An 18,548-nucleotide genomic window follows, 5' to 3' on the forward strand; every position below is an offset into this window, starting at 1 on the left:
TGAAGCCAAAAACATTGCGTTAGCACATTATTGCCAGCGAGAAATCTCAATCACCTCGCCGCCGGGCGGAATATCGTCCTCATCATGCGTGACCAGCACCACCGGGATCCTGCGCTGGCGAGTGACCTCGAATACCCACGCCCGGAATGAGGCGCGCAGCGTTTTATCCAGTCGACTGAACGGCTCGTCGAGCAGCAATGCCTGCGGCTGGGCGAGAAGGGCGCGCAACAGGCTGACCCTGGCGCGCTCGCCGCCGGAAAGGGTCGCCGGATCGCTGGTGTAGTGGTTTGCCAGCCCGGCAGTCTCCAGGGCCTGCTCGACCGCGTTGCGGCGGGCGCGCCCGACGATGTGCGCCGGCAGCGCCAGCATCAGGTTTTGCCCCACGCTGAAGGCGTCAAACAGCAGGGCATCCTGAAACAGAATGCCGATCCCGCGCGTTTCCACGGGGAGCATATCGCAGCGACGATCGTTCAGCCACAGCTCGCCGTGCGCCTTAAAATCAGCGGATAACGCCCCCACCATCCAGGCGAAAAGGGTCGATTTCCCACTCCCGGAGGGCCCCATCAGCGTGACGATCTCCCCTGCCGGGACGCGGAAGTTGACCTCATGTAAGAGCGGCGCAATGGTGAGATTTTTCACGGTCAGCATTAACGTAATCCTTGTCTGTGACGGCCCACGAGCCGGGAGAGCAGCGCGGCAAGGGCAAATACGCTGCTGGTCAACAACAACAGACCCAGCGCCCGGCTGGCGAGGATCGGAATGCTGCCGCCGCTGCTGAGGGCGACCGCCTCCGTCGTCAGGGTGGTGAAACGTCCCGCCCCCAGCCAGAGGGTAGGCATGTACTGGGCCATGCTCACGGAAAAGCCGGTGGCAAAGGCCAGCAGGGCCGGACGAACCATCAATGGGCATTTCACTAGCCAGAAAATTTTCGCCCGCCGCCAGCCCAGCGTTCTGGCAGTGAGGATAAGCCGGGGATCGAGCCGGCGCCAGGCCGGTTGTAGCACCAGGAGCATCCACGGGAGAACCCATAGCATATGGCTCCAGAGCACCGCAGCGTACTGGCCGTCGATGCCCAGCCACAGCGCCACGGCATACTGCCCGGACACGAGGGGCAGCGCCGGGAGGGCAAGCGGCAGCCAGATCCACACCGCGCCGCGCTGGGATCCCCACTCAAGCCAGAGCATGAGGATGGCCAGCGCTGTCAGGCTGGACAGCAGCCCCAGTGAAAGGCTGTCGCTGACGGGGCCGATGTCGTCCCGGCGTGCCAGCATCAGCAGAACCAGCGCACAGAGCACGCCGCACAGCGGCAGTAACCCGCCCAGCACCCGTGCGGGCAGCGCACTATGCGAAGCGCGACGTCCCCCGGAGGGGTCAGGCTGGGCGCGCCGCCATGCCGTCCAGAAGCCGTATCCCACCGCGGCAAGCGCCGCCAGCAGCAGGAGCAACACCAGACACAGCAGCGTTCCCTTGGTTTGCTGCTGCGCATCGCCCTGGGTGAGCCACTGCCAGGCCAGCACCGCCAGCGTAGGCGGGTTGCCCGGCCCGAGCACGATCGTCACATCCACCACGGAAAGGGACCAGGCGAGCACCGCCAGCATCACGGCGCCCAGCGCGGGGGCGATTGCCGGGAGGACGAGCCAGTAGAGCGCCTGCATTCGTCCGTAGCCGAAGGTATGCAGGACAATTTTCTGCTGTGCGAGGCGCTTTTCAGGCAGCGCGGCGTAGATTGCCCACAGAACGAACGCGCTCTCTTTGACCGCAAGCGTCAGGCCAAGCCCGATACCGTAGCGGTCAAGCTGCGGCGAACAGACTGTACAGATCCGGTAAAACTGCCCCCCTTCCGCAAACAGCAGCAGCGCGCTGGTGGCGAAGGCGACGTGCGGCACGGCTAACAGCCACGGCAAACGGGTGCTCAGGCGCTGCCAGCCTTCACCCGGCCAGAGAAGCGCAAGCAGGGTCAGGGCGATAAACAGTGAGCCCAGCGTCGCGATAAGCGCTGACACCAGCGTGGCGGCCAGCGCCTGCGGCAGCTGCGGGTCGGCAAACAGCGTCGCCCAGTTGCCGGGAGAAAACGCCGGGGCCAGCAGCATGCCGCTGGCGGGAAGCAGGGGCAGATAGATGACCGCCATTGCCGCCCAGACCAGCCCGCTTAGCGGGTTCCGTAGCGGCGAAGCCATTCCTGCTCCAGGGCGTTAACCCAGGCGGCGTGCGGTTCGGGAAGCACATCAGGCGTGCCTGAGGGGGTAAAGGCGCGAAGCTGTTTTGCCGCTTTCGCAGGCAGTTTTTCGCCATCCAGCACGCTCGGGTCACCCCAGACGGCAGGATTAGCTTTGCGGATCTGCGCCTGTGGTGACAGCAGGAAATTCGCCACCACTTTCGCACCTGCGCTCGCGCTGGCGTTTGCCGGGATGGCGACAAAATGGACGTTGCCGATCATGCCTTTGAGAAAGCCGAAACTGTAGCTGTCGGCAGGCAGTTCACCGCTCGCCACCTTTTGCATCGCATGGGCGGGGTTAAAGGTGAGCGACAGGTTCAGACTGCCGCTGGCCAGCAGCGTATCCATGCGCGCAGGCGACGGAGGAAAATCGTTTCCTTCGCGCCACAGCAGGGGGTGCAGCGTATCAAGGTAATCCCACAGCGGCGCGGTGACCTGCGCAAAGGTACTGTCTGGCGCGTTTTTTAACGCCTCCGGATGGGCGGTCAGCGCCAGCAGTAGCTGCTCAAGAAACGCCGTGCCGGTAAAATCCGGCGGTCGCGGATAGCTCACCTTGCCAGGGTGCTGTCGGGCGTATACCAGCAGCGCGTGGGGATCTGCCGGTGGTGTCGGCGTACTCGCTTTACGGGCGATAAAGGTTAATTGCGCGCCGCCCCACGGGGATTCTGCCCCATCGGTCGGGATGGCAAAATCTTCCGTTACCGGTTTACGGGTATCGACGTAGCGCCAGTTGGGCAGGGTTTGCGCCCAGCCGGTGAGCAGCAGGTTTGCCGCTTTCAGGTTGCGGAAGTTTTCCCCGTTTACCCAGAGCAGATCCACCGACCCGTTACTGCTACGTCCTGCGGCATGTTCCGTCTGGATCCGCTTCACCGCGTCGGCGGCATCGGCCAGATGAACGATCTTCAGGTTGATGGCGTAGTGCGTTTTCATCTCGCCGCTCACCCAGTCGAGGTAGCGGTTAACGGCCTCATCACCGCCCCAGGCGTTAAACCAGACGGTCTGCCCGGTGGCCTGTTGCTGAATGGATTGCCAGCTCTCTGCGGCGAAGGCAGAGGTTGCCAGCAGCAGACTCGTCAGAAACGCGCAAAAACGCACCCGGCGCATAATGCCTCACTTTTTAATCGAAGGGATGTAACGGGAAAACAGCCAGCGAGTGACCAGCGGTAATAACCCTAACAGTGTAAAGGCGAACAGCAGTCCCGGCGACAGAATATCGCGCAGCGAGGTAAGTTTTCCCAGCTCGCGTCCGGCGTTCAGATAAATGACGGTGGCAGGTAGCATCGCAAGCTGGCTGACCCACCAGTAGTGACGCACCCTGAGACGGGTTAGCCCCATCAGCAAATTGACCAGAAAGAACGGGAACAACGGCATCAGGCGCAGGGCAAAAAGGTAGCGTGCTCCGTCGCGATCCATCCCCGCATCGATCGTATTCATCTGTGCGGCAAAGCGCCGCTGCACCCAGTCGCGCAGCAGATAACGGCTGACGAGCATGGCAAGCGTGGCGCCGAGCGTCGAGGCAAATGACACCAACAGCGTCGCCTCCCACAGGCTGAAAAGCGCCCCGCCGAGCAGCGTCAGAAGCGCGGCTCCGGGGATCGATAGCGCGGAGAGCAGAACGTAAACCGCAAAATAGAACAGCGCGCTCTGAAGGGGCGCTTGCTCCACACGAGCGAGCAACGTTTGCTGGTGTATTTTTAGCGTGTCGAGGGAGAGCATGCCCGGTGGAAGCAAAACAACAATTAAAACAAATGCGCCCAGAAGACTGATTTTTTTAATATTCACTGAAGTTTACAGCTTGAACGTTGCCCATACCGGCGCATGGTCGGACGGCTTTTCCATGCTGCGGATGTCATAGTCGATACCGGTTTCGATGCAGCGTTCGGCCAGGGGGGCGCTCGCCAGCAGCAGATCAATACGCAGGCCCCGGTTGTCATCGAAGCCTTTAGAGCGGTAGTCAAACCACGAGAAACGGTCCTGCGTTTCCGGGTTAGCCGTGCGGAAAGTATCCACCAGCCCCCAACCCAGCAGGCGCTCCATCCACTCGCGCTCCTCCGGCAGGAAAGAGCATTTGCCGGTGCGCAGCCAGCGCTTACGGTTCTCTTCGCCAATACCGATATCCAGATCCGTCGGGCTGATATTCATGTCGCCCATGATAAGCACCGGGTTTTCTTTTTTGAGTTCGGTTGTCAGGTAGTTTTGCAGATCCTGATAAAACTTCGCTTTGGCCGGGAATTTGGTTTCATGATCGCGGCTTTCACCCTGCGGGAAATAGCCGTTGATGACGGTCACATTGCCGAGTGCGGAAGGAATTTCCGCCATGATGATGCGGCGCTGCGCCTCTTCACCGTCACCCGGGAAGCCACGGCGCACCGACACCGGCGTATCTTTGGTCAGCAGCGCAACGCCGTAGTGGCCTTTCTGACCGTGGTAAAAAACGTTATAGCCCAGCTTCGCTACCTCTTCGAGCGGGAACATATCGTCGTGAACTTTTGTCTCCTGCAAGCCGATCACATCTGGCTGATGTTGCTCAACAATCGCTTCAAGCTGGTGAGGGCGGGCACGCAGGCCGTTGATATTAAAAGAGACAAATTTCATAGTCGCTGCCAATGCAAGGTGAATAGTGCAAGGATGGTAGCAGAATTTACGTCGTCTGTTATCCGCTTCGCCCAATTACTGCGACAGATAATGCCAACGGTGCAATATTTGCACCATTTCGGCGCGTTTTGCCCTCGAACAGGGCGTAAACGACCGATAAATTTCGCGAGCGATCACAATTCCAGAATTATATTTGGCCTCTGCATACTCTTTCTTGTTTTCATGCGGCAAAGCGCCGCTTGTCGTAAAAATATTCACTATTTATGCATTATAAGTGAATAACTCCATATTGTAACTCATTGATATTCTGTTACCCAAACCCATTTATGCATTTTTATCGCTGGCTGGCACGAACGCTGCAATCTACATTCACAGTGCAAACACTCAATTATTTAACATTTAAACAACCTTTTATTTACCGGATGAGGTCGCTATGTCTCTGTCAGTTACGCGTGAAAATTTCGATGAATGGATGATGCCGGTATACGCTCCGGCGGCTTTTATTCCGGTACGTGGGGAAGGCTCTCGCCTGTGGGATCAGCAGGGCAAAGAGTATATCGACTTTGCAGGTGGGATTGCGGTGAATGCGCTGGGGCATGCAAACCCGGCGTTGCGGCAGGCGCTGAATGACCAGGCGGCGAAATTCTGGCATACCGGCAACGGTTATACCAACGAACCGGCATTGCGTCTGGCGAAGAAGCTGATCGACGCCACCTTCGCAGAAAAAGTCTTTTTCTGTAACTCCGGCGCGGAAGCGAACGAAGCGGCGCTGAAGCTGGCGCGCAAATATGCGCACGATAAATTCGGCGCGCATAAGAGCGGCATCGTAGCCTTTAAAAATGCTTTCCATGGCCGCACGCTGTTTACCGTCAGTGCGGGCGGTCAGCCCTCATATTCTCAGGATTTTGCGCCGCTGCCGCCGGATATCCGTCATGCGGCGTATAACGATTTACACTCTGCCAGCGAGCTGATTGACGACACCACCTGTGCGGTGATTGTCGAGCCCATGCAGGGGGAAGGCGGCGTCATGCCCGCCCAGAAAGCGTTCCTGCAAGGGTTGCGCGAGCTGTGCGATCGGCATAACGCGGTCCTGATTTTTGACGAAGTCCAGACCGGCGTGGGCCGCACGGGTGAGCTGTATGCCTACATGCACTATGGCGTGACCCCGGATGTGCTCTCAACAGCCAAAGCGCTCGGCGGCGGTTTCCCGGTGGGGGCGATGCTGACCACCGAAAAATTCGCCAGCGTGATGACCGTGGGCACTCATGGCACCACATACGGCGGCAACCCGCTGGCAACCGCTGTCGCCGGACAGGTGCTGGATATCATCAACACCCCTGAGGTGCTGAACGGCGTGAAGCAGCGTCACCAGTGGTTTGTTGAGCGACTCACGGCCATTAACAGCAAAACTGCCCTGTTCAAAGAGATCCGCGGTCTGGGGCTGTTAATAGGCTGTGAGCTTGCCCCTGAGTTTGCCGGCAAAGCGAAGCTGATTTCACAGGAAGCGGCAAAGCAGGGCGTAATGGTGCTGATTGCCGGTGCTAACGTGGTGCGGTTTGCCCCTGCGCTGATCGTCAGCGAGGAAGAGGTCAGAACTGGCTTAGATCGTTTTGCGCTGGCCTGCGAACAGGTGAAGCCCGGGGTGTCATCATGATGGTCATCCGTCCCGTTGCGCACGGCGATCTCGCCGGGCTTATGCAGCTTGCCGGTAAGACAGGGGGCGGGCTGACCTCGCTGCCTGCCGATGAAAAAACGCTGTCGGCGCGCATTGAGCGCGCCCTGCAAACCTGGCAGGGGACGTTGCCAAAAAGCGAACAGGGCTATGTGTTCGTGCTGGAAGATACCGACACGGGGACCGTGGCGGGGATTTGCGCTATCGAGGTGGCCGTCGGGCTTAATGATCCGTGGTACAACTACCGCGTCGGCACGATGGTCCACGCCTCGAAAGAGCTGAACGTTTACAACGCGCTGCCGACGCTCTTCCTCTGTAATGACCATACCGGCGCCAGCGAACTCTGCACCCTGTTTCTCGATCCGGACTGGCGCAAAGAGGGCAACGGTTATCTGCTCTCCAAATCGCGCTTTATGTTTATGGCCGCCTTTCGCGACCGCTTCAACGAAAAAGTGGTCGCGGAGATGCGCGGCGTGATTGATGAGACGGGCTACTCGCCGTTCTGGGAGAGTCTGGGCGAACGCTTCTTCTCCATGGAATTTAGCCGGGCGGATTACCTGTGCGGCACCGGTCAGAAGGCGTTTATCGCCGAGTTGATGCCGAAGCATCCTATTTATACCCATTTCCTAACGCCAGAAGCGCAGGCGGTGATCGGCGAAGTTCACCCGCAAACCGCCCCGGCCCGCGCGGTGCTGGAGAAAGAGGGATTTCGCTACCGTAACTACGTCGACATCTTCGACGGCGGCCCGACGCTGGAATGCGACATTGACCGCGTTCGCGCCATCCGTAAAAGCCGCCTGGTTGAGGTTTCAGAAGGCCAGCCCGCGCCGGGCGAGTGGCCAGCCTGCCTGGTCTCGAACGAGAATTACACCAACTTCCGCGCCATGCTGGTGCGAACCAACCCATCATGCGAGCGTCTGGTACTGACGGCTGCGCAACTGGATGCCCTGAAATGTAACGCTGGCGACACGGTTCGCCTGGTGCGGCTCTGCCCTGAGGAGAAAACAGCATGACTCTATGGATTAACGGTGACTGGGTTACGGGCGAAGGTGACGCGCGGACAAAAACTAACCCGGTCGGCCAGGAGGTGCTCTGGTCTGGGAACGACGCAAGCGCCGGGCAGGTTGAGCAGGCCTGTCAGGCTGCACGCCGCGCGTTTCCGGCGTGGGCGAAACGGCCATTCTCCGAGCGCCAGGCGCTGGTTGAGAAATTTGCTGCGCTGCTGGAGGCCAATAAAGCCGAGCTGACCCGCATCATTGCCTGCGAAACCAGTAAGCCGCGCTGGGAGGCAACAACCGAAGTCACGGCGATGATCAACAAAATTGCGATATCGGTGAAGGCGTACCATACCCGCACCGGCGAGCAGCATACCGAGATGCCAGACGGCGCGGCCACGCTGCGCCACCGTCCGCACGGGGTACTGGCGGTGTTTGGCCCGTATAACTTCCCCGGGCATCTGCCGAACGGGCACATTGTGCCTGCGCTGCTGGCGGGGAATACCGTCATCTTCAAGCCGAGTGAGTTAACCCCCTTAACCGGAGAAGCAGTGGTAAAACTCTGGGAGCAGGCGGGGCTGCTGCCGGGGGTGCTGAATCTGGTACAGGGCGGGCGTGAAACCGGTCAGGCGCTGAGTGCGCTGAGCGACATTGACGGTCTGCTGTTTACCGGCAGTGCCGGAACGGGCTATCAGCTGCATCGTCAGCTGGCGGGGCAACCGGAAAAAATTCTGGCGCTGGAGATGGGCGGCAACAACCCACTGATTGTGGAAGATCCGGAGGATATCGATGCCGCGGTCCACTTGACCATTCAGTCGGCGTTCATTACCGCCGGACAGCGCTGCACATGCGCCCGCCGCCTGCTGGTTAAGCGCGGCGCGCAGGGGGATGCGTTCCTGAAGCGTCTGGTGGAGGTGAGCGCGCGTCTGGTTCCCGCGAAATGGGATGCCGACCCGCAGCCGTTTATCGGCGGGCTGATCTCCGGGCAGGCGGCGCTGAACGTACTGAAAGCGTGGCAGGAGCACGTGGCGCGCGGGGCGAAAACCCTGCTGGAGCCGAAGCTGGTTCAGCCCGGCACGTCGCTGCTGACGCCGGGGATTATTGATATGAGTGCGACAAGCAACGTGCCGGATGAAGAGGTCTTTGGCCCGCTGCTGTGCGTCTGGCGCTATGACGATTTTGAGTCGGCGATCGAGATGGCCAACAATACCCGCTACGGCCTGTCGAGCGGCCTGATATCGCCGCATCGCGAGAAATTCGACCAGCTGCTGCTGGAAGCGCGCGCCGGGATCGTGAACTGGAACAAACCGCTGACCGGTGCGGCGAGCACTGCGCCGTTTGGTGGCGTAGGGGCGTCGGGCAACCATCGCGCCAGCGCCTGGTATGCCGCCGATTACTGCGCGTGGCCGATGGCAAGCCTCGAAACCCCGGCGCTGAAGCTGCCGGAGACGTTGAATCCGGGGCTGGATTTTACAGAGGGTGACGCCCATGAAAGCGCGTGAGGTTAACTTTGACGGCCTCGTGGGGCTGACGCACCACTATGCCGGGCTGTCGTTCGGTAATGAAGCCTCGACGAAGCACCGTTTCCAGGTCTCGAACCCGAAGCTGGCGGCGAAGCAGGGGCTATTGAAAATGAAGGCGCTGTCCGATGCCGGTTTCCCGCAGGCGGTGATCCCGCCGCAGGAGCGCCCAAACGTGGCCGTGCTGCGCCAGCTGGGGTTCAGCGGTACGGATGAACAGGTGGTGGAAAAAGCAGGCACGCAGACGCCACACCTGCTTTCCGCAGCCAGTTCAGCCTCCTCGATGTGGGTGGCGAATGCCGCCACCGTTGCGCCGTCGGCGGATACGCTGGACGGCAAAGTGCATCTGACCGTTGCTAACCTGAACAACAAATTCCACCGCGCCAGCGAAGCGGAGACCACCGGGCGCGTGCTGCGCGCCATTTTTAATCATGATGCGCATTTCGAGGTACATTCGGCGCTGCCGCAGGTCGCGATGTTTGGCGATGAAGGGGCGGCAAACCACAACCGTCTGGGCGGCGACTATGGCGAGCCGGGTTTGCAGCTGTTTATCTATGGACGGGAAGAGGGCGGCCACGCCGCGCCGGTTCGTTATCCGGCGAGACAAACCTTAGCCGCAAGCCAGGCGGTTGCGCGGCTGAACCAGGTTAATCCTTCTCAGGTGATTTTTGCCCAGCAAAATCCGCAGGTGATCGACCAGGGCGTGTTTCATAACGACGTCATTGCCGTTTCCAACCGTCAGGTGCTGTTCTGCCACGAGCAGGCGTTTGCCCATCAGGAAAAGTTGCTGGCCACGCTGCGCGAACGCGTGCCGGGATTTATGCCGATTCAGGTGCCCACGCAGGCGGTAAACGTGCAGGACGCGGTCGAAACGTATCTGTTCAACAGCCAGCTGCTGAGCCGGGATGACGGCAGCATGATGCTGGTGCTGCCGCAGGAGTCCCGAAACCATCAGGGCGTCTGGCGCTATCTCAGCGAACTGGTGCAGGCGGATAACCCGATTGATGAACTGCGCGTGTTTGATCTTCGGGAAAGTATGGCCAACGGCGGGGGACCGGCGTGCCTGCGACTACGCGTGGTGTTAACGCCGGAGGAATTGCAGGCCGTGAATCCGGCGGTGATGATGAACGACACGCTGTTCAATACCCTCAATGACTGGGTGGACCGCTATTATCGCGACCGTCTGGTTCAGGCCGATCTGGTTGATCCGCAGCTGCTGCGCGAAGGCCGCGAAGCGCTGGATGCATTATCAACCATCCTGCAACTGGGATCGGTTTATCCGTTCCAGCGCTAAGGAGACGATATGGAAAACTTACTGGCGCTGACGCTGGCCGAAGATACACCGGAGCGGCAAGAGGGGGCAGGCCCTTCGTTCCACTGGCGATGGCTGGGGCCGGGCGTGCTTGAACTGACGCCGACGGGGAAATATAACCTGTCGCTGCTGCTTTCTACCGGCATTCACGGAAACGAAACCGCGCCCGTGGAGATTGTCGAACTATTGCTGCGCGCGCTGTATCGCGCAGAGATCACGCTGCACTGCCGTCTGCTGGTGGTACTGGGAAATCCGCCTGCGCTGGCGCAAAATAAACGGTACCTCGTGAGCGACATCAACCGCATGTTTGGTGGTCGCTGGGCGCAGTTTCCACAGAGTGATGAGACGACTCGCGCGCAATGGCTGGAGAAGGTGGTCACGGCGTTTTTTGCCGGGGCGGGGGAAACGCGCTGGCACCTTGATCTGCATACGGCCATTCGCGCCTCGTACCACGTGCGTTTTGGCGTGTTACCGCAGCGTCATCAGCCGTGGGATGAGGCGTTTCTGACCTGGCTTGGCGACGCGGGGCTGGAGGCGCTGGTTTTCCACCAGACGCCAGGCGGCACTTTTACCCACTTCACCTGCGAAAATGTTGGCGCGTTATCCTGCACCCTGGAGCTCGGAAAAGCGCTGCCTTTCGGGCAAAACGACCTGACGCGTTTTGCCCCTACGCATCAGGCGCTTCGGGCGTTGCTCGCCGGGGTTGCGCCGGAACCCTCCCGGGAACCCGTTGTGCGCTATCGGGTCGTGCAGCAGATCACGCGTCAAAGCGAGGCTTTCCAGCTTCATATGGCACCCCATACGCTGAACTTTACGCCGTTTCGCCAGGGCGTCCTGCTGGCGGAAGATGGTGAGACGCGCTATACGGTACAGAAATCCACGGAATATGTTTTATTTCCTAATCCGTCGGTCGCGTTTGGTTTGCGAGCAGGTCTGATGCTGGAAAAAATGCCCTGATCGTCTCCCCTCGCGCAGACCGGAGGGGAAATGAAGAATAAATTTCTTAACGTTAAAAGCGCTCTGGTATTGTTTGCGGAATATTCCTGGAGAATTGCTTTATTATTAAACGGCACTTCGCTATACTTCTCCATAATCTCTTTAAAATCATCCTGTTGAATATTTTTGTTTCATCTCTCCACGCTTTTTCCTTAATTTCTCCACAATTGGCGAAAAGTTGTTTTTTACACTTTCATTGTTTTACCGTTGCTCTGACTAATTGACGATAAACGCCGTAAAGTTAATCTCGTCAACACGGCATAGCGCCGAAGAATAACTGAAAGTAAGGAAAGACATTATGCGTAAATTAACTGCACTGTTTGTTGCCTCTACCCTGGCTCTGGGCGCTACCAGCATGGCGTTCGCCGCCGATACCGCGACCACTACCGCCGCGCCGACGGAAGGCAAAATGATGATGCATCATAAAGGCAAGCCGGGTATGCACCATGAGATGATGATGTTTAAAGATCTGAACCTCACCGATGCGCAGAAGCAGCAGATCCGCGACATCATGAAAAGCCAGCGTGACCAGATGAAACGTCCTCCGCTGGAAGAGCGCCGCGCAATGCATGACATCATTGCCAGCGACAGCTTCGATAAAGCAAAAGCGGAAGCGCAGATCGACAAAATGGCCGAGCAGCATAAAGCACGCATGCTGGCCCACATGGAAACCCAGAACAAGATTTACAACATTCTGACGCCGGAACAGAAAAAGCAATTTAATGCCAATTTTGAGAAGCGTCTGACAGAACGTGCAGCGCCGGAAGGTAAAATGCCTGCACCAACCGAATAATCGGTTCACTCTCTTAAGACCGCCGGGCTCCTGTCTACAAAAGCGAAAACGCTGTGGACAGGACCGGCGGTTTTTCTTTTATCCCATGCCTAAGGTCTGGTCTGACTGCTGCCGATAATACGTCTGTGAAAATGCCCTGGCGCACGGTGCGTCCTTCAGGAGTGGTCATGGAATTCTTTGATATCCGTAAAATGCCGGTCAGTCTCTGGCGTAATGGTGCGGGTGAGACGCGTGAGATTTGCTGTTTTCCTCCCGCGACGCGGGATTTTTTCTGGCGGGCCAGTATTGCCTCCATCGCCAGTAACGGCGAATTCTCGGCGTTCCCGGGCGTTGACCGGGTGATTACGCTGCTGGAAGGCGGCGAGGTGACCCTGGATGCAGGCAGGGCGTTTTGTCATACTCTGAAGCATCACCAGCCTTACCGATTTGCGGGCGATCTGGCGGTGAAAGCCGTGCTCACAGAGGGGCAGATGTCGATGGACTTCAACATCATGACCCGACGGGATTGCTGCCAGGCAAAGGTGCGCGTTGCTACCCGAACGTTCACTACCTTCGCGTCACGCGGTGGGGTGGTCTTTGTCTTAAGTGGCGCCTGGCAACTGGGCGACAAATTACTGACCGCCGATCAGGGTGCCAGCTGGGAAGCGGGCAGTCATACCCTCCGTTTACTGGAAACGAAGGGGTCGCTGCTGTTCAGTGAAATTACCTGGCTGCCGGGTCACTGAGGACGATGATCTCATATTTTCCGGTTAATAATGGCTTACAGAGAATTTTGTAACCATCCTGATCGAACCCGGCAGGGGTGCGCAGCAGGGCGGTAGCGTCATCCAGGCTTTCAACGGCGCCAAGCCAGAGCCAGTTGCGGATGATGTGATAATGCGTCATCGCATCGCGGGTTTCTTTCAGCGCCACCGCGCCTTCCCACGGCCAGCAGTTAACGCTGATAGAGGCCAGGCCCGCCATAAACCGGGCATGATGTTCTTCAACGCTCTCTTTTCCACAACACGCCCCGGCGCAGCGTTTCAGCGCGGAGCGGAAACAGGCGCGACCGCGGGTGGTGGCTTCCAGTCCTAACAGGCCGTAACAAAGCTGTAATTCATCAGCCAGGGATTGCAGGGTTTGCAGTGCGGCACGTTTGTTGGCAAACAGACCGTAAAGATTGGGTTCATGCGAAAAATCCACTTCCCGGGCATAAACAACCTGCGGTTTTCCTGCGTTAACCTGCAAGGAACACAGCTGGCGGTTGCGGCGCAGGCGTTTGTTAAACAGCGGCTGCTGTTCCTTGATGAGCCGGGCTTCGAGCAGAAGCGCGCCCAGTTCGCCTGCCGTCTCGATCCAGGTGATCCGCCGGGACTGCCTGAGCATCGATGCTTCATCCGGCGTACGCAGGTGCGACATCACCCGGCTGCGGATATTCACGCTTTTGCCGATATAGAGCGGCATGGTATCGCTGTCGCCGTGGAAGAAATAGACGCCAGGCTGTTTAGGCAGAGCCTCAAGCCAGGGGCGAAGATGCTCGGGATATTCGTAGATAGCCGCCGCTTCAAACTCAAGACGCGGGGCGGATTGACGCCTGCTCACATACTGCTCCATATACTGTTCAGGCATACAGTGTAGCAGGTGTTCGGTGGTTAAAAAAGAGCCGGGTGGCGGTTACGCCTTACCCGGCCTGTAAAACTGAGTTACCGTTTTGCTTTTACTTTTTCCAGAAATCATCAAACACCGTAATCGGCGGACGGCGCTTGTGCTCGGTTTTCAGATACCAGCCTTCGATAATTTTGGCGGTACCTTCGTCGAGCGTTTTGCCTTCCAGATAATCATCAATGTTGTCATATGTGACGCCCAGCGCGGCTTCATCCGGCAGGGAAGGGCGATCGTCCTCCAGGTCCGCCGTTGGCGCCTTCTTATACAGGTGCTCCGGGCAGCCCAGCGCCGCCAGCAGCTGCTTGCCCTGACGCTTGTTCAGGCGGAAGAGGGGGTTGATATCCGTGCCGCCATCGCCGTATTTGGTGAAGAAGCCGGTGATGGCTTCCGCGGCGTGGTCGGTGCCGACGACGACCCCTTTGGTCATCCCTGCGATACTGTACTGCGCTTTCATGCGCTCACGGGCTTTCTCGTTGCCGCGAACAAAATCGCTCAGTTCAATACCGGCTTCACGCAAGGCCTGCTCGCTTGCCAGTACCGAACCTTTGATGTTTACGGTAAGAACACGGTCCGGCTGAATAAACGCGATCGCATCCTGACAGTCCTGCTCGTCAGCCTGCACGCCATACGGCAGACGTACGGCAATAAATTGCAGCGCGGTGTCACCGGTCTCGTCACGCAGCTCGGAGATGGCCATCTGGCTCAGCTTGCCGGCCAGAGTGGAATCCTGACCGCCGCTGATACCCAGCACCAGCGTCTTCAGGAAAGGGTGTGCAGACAGGTAAGCTTTCAAAAAATCAACGCTACGACGGATCTCTTCATTGGCATCAATCGCAGGTTTCGCGCCCAGCGCCTGAATAATTTCTTGTTGCAGAGCCATTACGCCCTCCCTATGCAGAACCAAACAGAAAGTGTGATCTGTTAAAACTAACCCTTTGTCGGGGAAACGACAAGGATCACAGTTTTGAGTGTACTGTTTTACAGCGATTTAGCAGCTTACCGTTGTTTTATTAGAATTTTCCGAAATTCGTCTGGCGTAACTCGCAAAGTTGAACAATAGTAATTTTTATCCCATGCTTAGTTAACACGCTGATAAACAAGAGGACGGAATATGAACAAGAACGTAGCAGGAATTTTAAGCGCAGCGGCGGTACTGACTATGCTGGCAGGGTGTACAGCTTACGATCGCACCAAAGATCAGTTCACACAGCCAGTGGTAAAAGACGTCAAAAAAGGCATGACGCGTTCCCAGGTTGCAGCCATTGCCGGTAAACCTTCTTCAGAAGTTACTATGATCCACGCGCGTGGTACCTGCCAGACCTATATTCTGGGTCAACGTGATGGTAAGGCAGAGACCTACTTTGTCGCCCTGGATGATACGGGTCACGTGATCAATTCTGGTTACCAGACCTGTGCCGAATACGACACCGACCCACAGGCACCTAAGGCACAGTAAGCCTGCTTGCCTGAGAGCGTTAACTAACCGGCCGGAAGGCCGGTTTTTTTATGCATACGTGAATCTTATTTCTTGGCGCGAATTATTTGCCTGAAATGTGAAGGTAGTCAACAAGCCAGGTCAATGAGAGACAATTTCAGTCTATCCAGAATTATCCCCTCCCTGTACCATTGCGTATACTCACTTCAACGATAAACAATGTTCAGCACACTGCCCGTCAGCCAGGATAGCGAGTCGAGTGATAGCGAGACGGCGGGTAGCCAAACAAGAGGGAAGTTATCATGGAAAAGAAACATATCTATCTATTTTGCTCTGCGGGCATGTCCACTTCGCTGCTGGTTTCTAAAATGCGCGCGCAGGCCGAAAAATATGAAGTCCCTGTGGTGATTGAGGCGTTTCCGGAAACGCTGGCGGGCGAGAAGGGCCAGACAGCAGACGTTATTTTACTCGGGCCGCAAATTGCTTATATGCTGCCAGAAATTCAACGTCTGCTACCCAATAAGCCGGTCGAAGTGATCGATTCCGTTTTATACGGCAAGATTGATGGTTTAGGTGTATTAAAAGCTGCCGTTGCGGCGATTAAAAAAGCTGCTAATTAATTTTTTATTTTTCCCGTCAAAGAGTTATTTCACACACAATACGCCGTAACGATCGTTGCGGCCTTTAAGGGTATTTTCCTATGAGTAAAGTCATCGCTTCACTTGAAAAGGTACTCCTTCCTTTTGCTGTTAAAATAGGAAAGCAGCCTCACGTTAATGCCATTAAGAACGGCTTTATTAAATTAATGCCGTTGACATTAGCCGGGGCAATGTTCGTTTTAATTAACAACGTTTTTCTGAGCTTTGGAGAAGGTTCCTTTTTTTATTCATTAGGAATTAGGTTAGATGCTTCAACTATTGAAACCCTTAATGGTTTAAAAGCCATTGGCGGCAACGTATACAACGGTACGTTGGGTATTATGTCGCTAATGGCGCCTTTCTTTATTGGAATGGCGCTGGCGGAAGAGCGTAAAGTGGATCCGCTGGCGGCAGGCTTACTGTCCATTGCCGCGTTCATGACCGTCACACCGTACAGCGTGGGCGACGCTTATGCCGTTGGCGCCAACTGGCTGGGTGGGGCAAACATCATTTCCGGTATTATTATCGGGCTGGTGGTGGCCGAAATGTTCACCTTCATTATTCGCCGTAACTGGGTTATCCGCTTGCCGGATAGCGTTCCGGCCTCTGTTTCTCGTTCATTTTCCGCGTTGATTCCGGGCTTCATTATTCTCTCCATCATGGGGATTATTGCCTGGGCGCTCTCTCACTGGGGAACTAACTTCCACCAGATCATTATGGACTCTATCTCAACGCCGCTGGCGTCGATGGGTAGCGTGGTCGGTTGGGCGTATGTCATCTTTACCTCCCTGCTGTGGTTCTTCGGCGTGCATGGTTCACTGGCACTGGCGGCGCTGGACAGCGGTATTATGACCCCATGGGCACTGGAAAACGTCGCGCTTTACCAGCAGTACGGCTCCGTCGATGCGGCGCTGGCGGCCGGTAAAACCTTCCATGTGTGGGCGAAGCCGATGCTTGACTCCTATATCTTCCTGGGCGGTACCGGGGCGACGTTGGGTCTGATCATCGCGGTCTTTATTGTCTCTCGCCGCGCTGACCATCGTCAGGTTGCGAAGCTGGCCCTGCCGTCAGGCATCTTCCAGATTAACGAGCCGATCCTGTTTGGTCTGCCAATTATCATGAACCCGGTGATGTTCATTCCCTTCATCCTGGTTCAGCCGCTGCTGGCCGCGATTACGCTGACGGCGTACTACCTGGGCATTATCCCGCCGGTGACCAACATTGCGCCGTGGACGATGCCGGCTGGTCTGGGCGCGTTCTTCAACACCAATGGTAGCGTGGCCGCCTTCCTGCTGGCGATATTCAACCTCGGGATTGCAACCCTGCTCTACATGCCGTTCGTGGCGATTGCGAACAAGGCCGCAACGGTTATCGATGAAGAAGAGAGCGAAGAGGATATCGCCCTCGCACTGAAATTCTAAAATTGCACGGCGCGGGGCAACCCGCGCCAGCGGAAAGGAGCTTAAAAAATGTTAGATTTAGAGAGTATCGTTGCCGAAGAAACCGCAGAGAACGATCTGGAAGAGGTGGTGATGGGCCTCATCATCAACTCCGGGCAGGCACGCAGCCTGGCGTATGCGGCGCTTAAGCAGGCTAAGCAGGGCGACTTCGTTGCCGCGAAAACCATGATGGAGCAGTCCCGTACGGCGTTAAACGAAGCGCATCTGGTGCAGACGAAGCTTATCGAAAGCGACCAGGGCGAGGGGAAGATGAAAGTGAGTCTGGTGCTGGTACATGCGCAGGATCATCTGATGACCTCCATGCTGGCACGCGAGCTGGTAGCGGAGCTCATCGAGCTTCACGAGAAGATGCAATAAGTCAGGATGAAGTAGCAGGAGGTCAGCACGATGGAAATCAAAACCGCACATGAGCAGCAGCTGTTTAATGGCAAGAATTTTCACGTGGTGATTTACAACAAAACGGAGAGCGCCAGCGGTCTGCACCAGCATGACTACTACGAGTTCACGATTGTTCTGACCGGCCGCTACTATCAGGAGATCAACGGTAAGCGCGTCCTGCTTGAGCGTGGCGATTTCGTCTTCCTGCCGATGGGATCTTATCACCAGAGCTTTTATGAGTTTGGTGCGACGCGCATTCTGAACGTAGGCGTGAGCAGGCGTTTCTTCGAGAAGCATTATCTGCCGCTGGTGCCGTTCTGCTTTGTGGCGTCACAGGTGTATCGCGTTAAAAATGAGTTTATGACCTGGATTGAAACGGTTATCGCCTCGCTGAATTTCCGCGACAATGAATTTGATGAATTTATTGAAACCGTGACGTTCTACGTCATGAATCGCCTCCGCCATCACCGTGAAGAACAGCAGGTGGTGGATGATATTCCTCAGTGGCTGCGTAGTACCGTGGAGCTGATGCACGACAAAGGACAGTTCAGCGATAACGCCCTGGAGAATATGGTGGCGCTGTCGGGTAAATCGCAGGAATATTTGACGCGCGCCACGCAGCGTTATTACCGTAAAACGCCTGTGCAAATTATTAATGAAATCCGCATTAACTTTGCCAAAAAACAGCTGGAAATTACTAATTACTCTGTCACCGATATCGCTTACGAATCGGGTTACAGCAGTCCCAGTCTGTTTATTAAAACCTTTAAAAAATTGACTTCATTCACACCGAACAGTTACCGCAAAAATTTAACGGTAATTAATTAACTTTCGGCGGTTTATCCGCCAGGAACAGTGACGTAATGGCTTGCCCAAATAGCGGGAAGAGCACGCT

The 18,548-nt window shown here is 56.8% G+C and carries 19 protein-coding genes; 12 read left to right on the forward strand and 7 right to left on the reverse strand.

Translation table 11 applies throughout. From position 1 onward, the window contains the following. Positions 1-27: 27 nt before the first annotated feature. Genes BFV63_RS09010 through xthA form a run of 5 tightly spaced genes read right to left on the reverse strand, consistent with a single transcriptional unit; the run spans position 28 to position 4,810 of the window. Positions 28-648, reverse strand: coding sequence for an ATP-binding cassette domain-containing protein (locus BFV63_RS09010; protein ID WP_022650881.1), 621 nt, complete (start codon positions 646-648; stop codon positions 28-30). Continuing rightward, entirely contained in the window at positions 648-2,177 is a 1,530-nt protein-coding gene (locus tag BFV63_RS09015; RefSeq protein WP_069597509.1) for an ABC transporter permease family protein, read from the reverse strand. The genes BFV63_RS09010 and BFV63_RS09015 overlap by 1 nt, the downstream gene beginning before the upstream one ends. Continuing rightward, positions 2,150-3,319 (reverse strand): ABC transporter substrate-binding protein, encoded by a 1,170-nt coding sequence (locus BFV63_RS09020; RefSeq protein WP_072134609.1) that lies wholly within the window; start codon positions 3,317-3,319, stop codon positions 2,150-2,152. Before BFV63_RS09020 ends, BFV63_RS09015 begins: the two co-directional genes overlap by 28 nt. A gap of 6 nt (positions 3,320-3,325) precedes the next feature. Further along, a complete protein-coding gene (locus BFV63_RS09025) occupies positions 3,326-3,997 on the reverse strand; it encodes a TVP38/TMEM64 family protein (protein ID WP_048240956.1) in 672 nt (223 codons plus the stop codon). 6 nt (positions 3,998-4,003) lie between these two features. Further along, entirely contained in the window at positions 4,004-4,810 is an 807-nt protein-coding gene (xthA, locus tag BFV63_RS09030; RefSeq protein ID WP_022650885.1) for an exodeoxyribonuclease III, read from the reverse strand. Positions 4,811-5,243: 433 nt separating this feature from the next. Between xthA and astC the strand changes: the two genes are divergently transcribed. The 7 genes from astC (at position 5,244) to ves (ending at position 12,823) form a co-directional block, all read left to right on the forward strand. Next, a complete protein-coding gene (gene astC, locus BFV63_RS09035) occupies positions 5,244-6,464 on the forward strand; it encodes a succinylornithine/acetylornithine transaminase (RefSeq protein ID WP_048240954.1) in 1,221 nt (406 codons plus the stop codon). Further along, entirely contained in the window at positions 6,461-7,495 is a 1,035-nt protein-coding gene (astA, locus tag BFV63_RS09040) for an arginine N-succinyltransferase (RefSeq protein WP_022650887.1), read from the forward strand. Before astC ends, astA begins: the two co-directional genes overlap by 4 nt. Beyond that, positions 7,492-8,979: a succinylglutamate-semialdehyde dehydrogenase gene (astD, locus tag BFV63_RS09045; RefSeq protein WP_057059062.1), complete on the forward strand. Its 1,488-nt coding sequence runs from the start codon at positions 7,492-7,494 to the stop codon at positions 8,977-8,979. The genes astA and astD overlap by 4 nt, the downstream gene beginning before the upstream one ends. Continuing rightward, entirely contained in the window at positions 8,966-10,291 is a 1,326-nt protein-coding gene (gene astB, locus BFV63_RS09050) for an N-succinylarginine dihydrolase (RefSeq protein ID WP_048240951.1), read from the forward strand. The genes astD and astB overlap by 14 nt, the downstream gene beginning before the upstream one ends. A 9-nt stretch (positions 10,292-10,300) precedes the next feature. After that, positions 10,301-11,266, forward strand: coding sequence for a succinylglutamate desuccinylase (gene astE, locus BFV63_RS09055; RefSeq protein WP_023315919.1), 966 nt, complete (start codon positions 10,301-10,303; stop codon positions 11,264-11,266). A 337-nt stretch (positions 11,267-11,603) separates the two neighbouring features. Next, the gene (gene spy / locus BFV63_RS09060; RefSeq protein WP_015570753.1) at positions 11,604-12,098 is read left to right on the forward strand and encodes an ATP-independent periplasmic protein-refolding chaperone Spy; all 495 of its coding nucleotides are present in this window, start codon (positions 11,604-11,606) and stop codon (positions 12,096-12,098) included. Between the two features lie 167 nt (positions 12,099-12,265). Continuing rightward, positions 12,266-12,823, forward strand: a complete 558-nt coding sequence (gene ves / locus BFV63_RS09065) for an environmental stress-induced protein Ves (protein ID WP_022650891.1) — start codon at positions 12,266-12,268, stop codon at positions 12,821-12,823. On the opposite strand, the gene cho is transcribed toward ves, so the two are convergent. Continuing rightward, the gene (gene cho / locus BFV63_RS09070; RefSeq protein WP_072139661.1) at positions 12,801-13,679 is read right to left on the reverse strand and encodes an excinuclease Cho; all 879 of its coding nucleotides are present in this window, start codon (positions 13,677-13,679) and stop codon (positions 12,801-12,803) included. The genes ves and cho overlap by 23 nt on opposite strands. Before the next feature lie 115 nt (positions 13,680-13,794). Continuing rightward, positions 13,795-14,622, reverse strand: coding sequence for an NAD(+) synthase (gene nadE / locus BFV63_RS09075; RefSeq protein ID WP_003857837.1), 828 nt, complete (start codon positions 14,620-14,622; stop codon positions 13,795-13,797). Positions 14,623-14,853: 231 nt separating this feature from the next. Here nadE and osmE point away from each other — a divergent pair, with 231 nt between their 5' ends. The 5 genes from osmE to chbR all read left to right on the forward strand — a co-directional run bounded on the left by osmE (position 14,854) and on the right by chbR (position 18,481). Then, a complete protein-coding gene (gene osmE / locus BFV63_RS09080) occupies positions 14,854-15,198 on the forward strand; it encodes an osmotically-inducible lipoprotein OsmE (RefSeq protein ID WP_003857836.1) in 345 nt (114 codons plus the stop codon). A 281-nt stretch (positions 15,199-15,479) separates the two neighbouring features. Next, on the forward strand, positions 15,480-15,797 hold the full coding sequence (gene chbB / locus BFV63_RS09085) for a PTS N,N'-diacetylchitobiose transporter subunit IIB (protein ID WP_015570750.1): 318 nt from the start codon (positions 15,480-15,482) through the stop codon (positions 15,795-15,797). A gap of 80 nt (positions 15,798-15,877) precedes the next feature. Then, the gene (gene chbC, locus BFV63_RS09090) at positions 15,878-17,236 is read left to right on the forward strand and encodes a PTS N,N'-diacetylchitobiose transporter subunit IIC (RefSeq protein ID WP_017384664.1); all 1,359 of its coding nucleotides are present in this window, start codon (positions 15,878-15,880) and stop codon (positions 17,234-17,236) included. Positions 17,237-17,284: 48 nt separating this feature from the next. Beyond that, entirely contained in the window at positions 17,285-17,632 is a 348-nt protein-coding gene (chbA, locus tag BFV63_RS09095; RefSeq protein WP_003857835.1) for a PTS N,N'-diacetylchitobiose transporter subunit IIA, read from the forward strand. 30 nt (positions 17,633-17,662) lie between these two features. Further along, entirely contained in the window at positions 17,663-18,481 is an 819-nt protein-coding gene (gene chbR, locus BFV63_RS09100) for a transcriptional regulator ChbR (protein WP_017384663.1), read from the forward strand. Positions 18,482-18,548: the final 67 nt, after the last annotated feature.

Source organism: Enterobacter hormaechei subsp. xiangfangensis (genome assembly GCF_001729785.1).
In the GTDB taxonomy this organism is placed as follows: domain Bacteria; phylum Pseudomonadota; class Gammaproteobacteria; order Enterobacterales; family Enterobacteriaceae; genus Enterobacter; species Enterobacter hormaechei_C.